We start from the raw sequence: 3563 nt of genomic DNA on the forward strand, positions 1-3563 counted from the left end.
GCTGTGTGTTCCAGTGGCGTCCGGCGAAGCCGGGCTACCCGGCGAAGTGCGCGAAAAGCGGGATCGGGCGGGGCCGCGATCAGGTCTGCCGCTCAGCGGTCGCGTGAATAACCATGGTCGGTCGGGGCCGGCACGGGGACCCCCTAACTCCCCTAGCTGTCCGGCCCGGGGAACGGCTTCGGCGGCGTGATCCTTATGGGTGTCGGTGACGCGGGCGCGCTGGAAGCATGACTGGCGTGGTGCTGAAGAAAACGCGACTGCCGAGGTGCGGAAAAATATGACAGCCGAGGTGTTGAAGAACGCACAGGAGCCGGCGGGAACGTCGGCCTTCATTTTCAACCAGACCGCGTCGGGGCCGGTGAAACCGTGGAGCTGGGTCTCGGATTTGCTCGAGTCCGCGCCCACGTACTGGCTGGTCACCACCAGTCCGGACGGCACCCCGCACAGCAGGCCGCTGTGGGGCATCTGGGCGCGGAATGTCTTCTGGTTTTCGAGCCAGAACCGCTGCGGCGAATTCCTGAAGGTCAACCCTCGGGCCTCGGTGAATGTGCAGCTGGGCGAGGACGTGGCGATGATCGAGGGAAAGTCTTCCCGAGTGACCGCGGCTTCGGAGCTCAGTGTGCTCGCCGAAGGCGTCGGGGTGAAGTACGACTGGAAGCTCTCGGTGATCGAGGACCGGGTCCACACGCAATTCGGCCAGAGCGCGCCGGTGTTCCGGCTGGATCCCGACCGGGTTTACGGCTGGTCGGGCATCGCCGGATGGGAATCCGCGACCAGATGGGACTTTCCGCCCTCCCGGTGACTTTGCGGGTTTTCGGCGGCGATTTCGCCAGACGCGATGCGCGCCGCGACGCACCGGCAGAGCCGCGCGGCCCCGCGGAAGTCCGTGAGGGGAACCCTGAGGGACTCTGATTCCCTCAGGGTTCCCCTCACGGACGCTGGCCTCGCGTACCGGCCCACCGGGAAAACCTCAGTGGCTGCCGTGGCTCATCAGAAGCAATGCGCGAATGGGAAAGGGGAAGATCCGGGTGGATGTCCGGGCCCAAAGTGACGACGTGGCCGTGGTCGGGATGTCGTGCCGTTTCCCCGGCGCCGACGGGCCCCGGCAGCTGTGGCGGCTGCTGGCCGAGGGACGGCATGCGATCACCGAACGCCCGCCCGGACGCGGCGCCTCGGAGCGGACAGTCGCGCCCTCGTGGGGCGGTTTTCTCGACGCCGTAGACGAGTTCGACGCCGGGTTTTTCGGTATCTCCGCCCGGGAAGCGGCGGCCGTCGATCCACAGCAGCGCCTTGTCTTGGAGCTGGGGTGGGAAGCGCTGGAGGACGCGGGAATCGTGCCGAACCGCCTGCGCGGTGGCCGGCTCGGCGTCTTCGTGGGCGCGTTCGCCGACGACTACGCCCATCTTGTCCACCGGCACGGTTCCGCCGCCGCGTCGCAGCACACCTACCCGGGCATCGAACGCGCTGTCATCGCCAACCGGCTTTCGCATTTCCTGGACGCCCACGGGCCCAGTGTGAGTGTCGACAGTGGACAGTCGTCGTCGCTGGTCGCCGTGCACATGGCCTGCCAGAGTCTGCTTGCCGGTGAGTCGGACGTCGCTGTCGCGGGCGGGGTGCAGCTGAACCTGCTGCCGGAGTCCTTGGACATCGCGGACCGCTGGGGGCCGCTGTCGCCCGACGGACGGTGCTACACCTTCGATGCCCGCGCGAATGGTTATGTGCCAGGCGAAGGCGGCGGCCTGGTGGTGCTCAAACGGCTCGATCGTGCCCTCGCCGACGGCGACACCGTGCACTGCGTGATTCTCGGGAGCGCGGTGAACCACGGCGGGCACAGTCGTGCGCTGACCCAGCCTCAGGTGGCCGGGCAGCAAGACGTCCTGCGCCGGGCGCACGAGCGCGCGCGGATCACTGCCACGCAACTGCAATACGTGGAGCTGCACGGAACGGGCACTCCCGCCGGTGACCCGGTCGAGGCTGCCGCGCTCGGTGCCGTGGTGGGTTCTGCGCGTCCGCGACCGCTGCCGGTCGGATCGGTCAAAACGAACGTGGGGCATCTGGGGGCGGCGGCGGGGATCGCCGGCCTGATCAAGGTGGCCATGGCGATCCGGCACCGTGAACTGCCCGCCAGCCTCAACTTCGAGCGGGCGAACCCGGAGATCGCGCTCGGCGACCTCAATCTCCGGGTCCAGCAGGACCACGGCCCGTGGGAAGCGCCCGATCGTCCGTTGCTCGCCGGAGTCAGTTCCTTCGGCATGGGCGGGACGAACTGCCACCTGGTCCTCGGCGACGCCCCGGCCGCCGCGGTCGGGACACCCGAGACTGGTGCGGCGATGGTGCCGTTCGTGCTGTCGGGCCGGAGTTCGGCGGCGTTGCGCGGTCAGGCGGCCCGGTTGCGGTCGTTTGTGGCGGAGCGGCCGGATCTCGCGTTGGCGGACTTGGCGTATTCGCTGGTGACTGATCGTGCTGTTTTTGAGCATCGGGCGGTGGTGGTTGCTTCGGGGCGTGAGCAGTTGCTGGATCGTTTGTCGGCTGTTGCGGATCCGGTGGTGGTTGAGGGCCGGTTGGCGGTGGTGTTCACCGGTCAGGGTTCGCAGCGGGTCGGGATGGGCCAGCAGTTGTATGGCCGGTTCCCCGTGTTTGCGACGGCTTTTGACGAGGTGTGTGAGCTTCTGGATCCGTCGGTGCGTGCGGTTGATGCCGCTGGTTTGGAGATGACGGAGTTTGCGCAGCCTGCGTTGTTCGCCGTTGAGGTGGCGCTGTTCCGGTTGTTCGAGTCGTGGGGCGTGGTCCCGGATTTCGTGACGGGTCATTCGGTGGGGGAGATCGCGGCGGCTCATGTGTCGGGAGTGCTGTCGCTGGAGGATGCGTGTCGGCTGGTGACCGCCCGGGGGCGGTTGATGCAGGTGCTTGAGCCTGGGGTGATGGTCGCGGTCGCCGCTGGCGAGGACGTGGTCGCACCGCTGGTGGCCGAGGGCGTCTCGATCGCGGCGGTGAACAGCCCGTCGTCGGTGGTGCTTTCGGGAACCGAGTCCGCGGTGGAGCGGGTAGTCGGACGGCTGACGGGTTTCCGGACGAAGCGGCTGGCAGTGAGCCACGCGTTCCATTCGTCGCTGATGGAGCCGATGCTGGACGACTTCCGTGCTGTGGTCGCGGGCTTGACGTTCCGGCCGCCCCAGATCGAGACCGTGAACGAAGAGATCGCGGATCCGGAGTATTGGGTGCGGCACGTGCGCGACACGGTGCGATTCGCTGACACCATTGAAAAACTGCACGATCGCGGCGTGACCCGGTTTGTCGAGCTGGGTCCGGATGCGATGCTGACCGGGCCGGTGCGGGAATGCTTGGCAGGCCACGACATCGCGGCGGTGCCGAGCTTGCGTCGTGGTCGCGACGAGGTCGAATCGGTGCTGACCGGGCTGGGCGGGTTGTTCGCCGCCGGACTGCCGGTGGACTGGCCGGAGGTCTTTGCCGGGACCGGTGCCCGGCGCACCGAACTGCCCACTTACGCCTTCCAACGCCAGCGCTACTGGCTGGGCATGAAGCTGGACGACGAGAAGGCTCCG

The 3563-nt window shown here is 67.8% G+C and carries 1 protein-coding gene and 1 pseudogene; both read left to right on the top strand.

Features of this window, described 5'->3' with window-relative positions; all coding sequences use genetic code 11:
• Positions 1 to 277: 277 nt before the first annotated feature.
• Positions 278 to 802 carry a pyridoxamine 5'-phosphate oxidase family protein gene (locus tag ACFSVL_RS10310; protein ID WP_378302828.1) on the top strand — a complete coding sequence of 175 codons (525 nt, stop codon included), beginning with the start codon at positions 278 to 280 and terminating at the stop codon, positions 800 to 802.
• Between the two features lie 205 nt (positions 803 to 1007).
• A pseudogene (locus tag ACFSVL_RS46620) lies at positions 1008 to 3428 on the top strand (type I polyketide synthase); the annotation flags it as partial.
• Positions 3429 to 3563 lie beyond the last annotated feature (135 nt).

Source organism: Amycolatopsis silviterrae (assembly GCF_042684085.1).
Taxonomy (GTDB): Bacteria; Actinomycetota; Actinomycetes; order Mycobacteriales; family Pseudonocardiaceae; genus Amycolatopsis; species Amycolatopsis silviterrae.

Coding starts and splice junctions, on each gene's coding strand:
- ACFSVL_RS10310 (WP_378302828.1), top strand. CDS start 278: ATGACAGCCGAGGTGTTGAAGAACGCACAGGAGCCGGCGGGAACGTCG.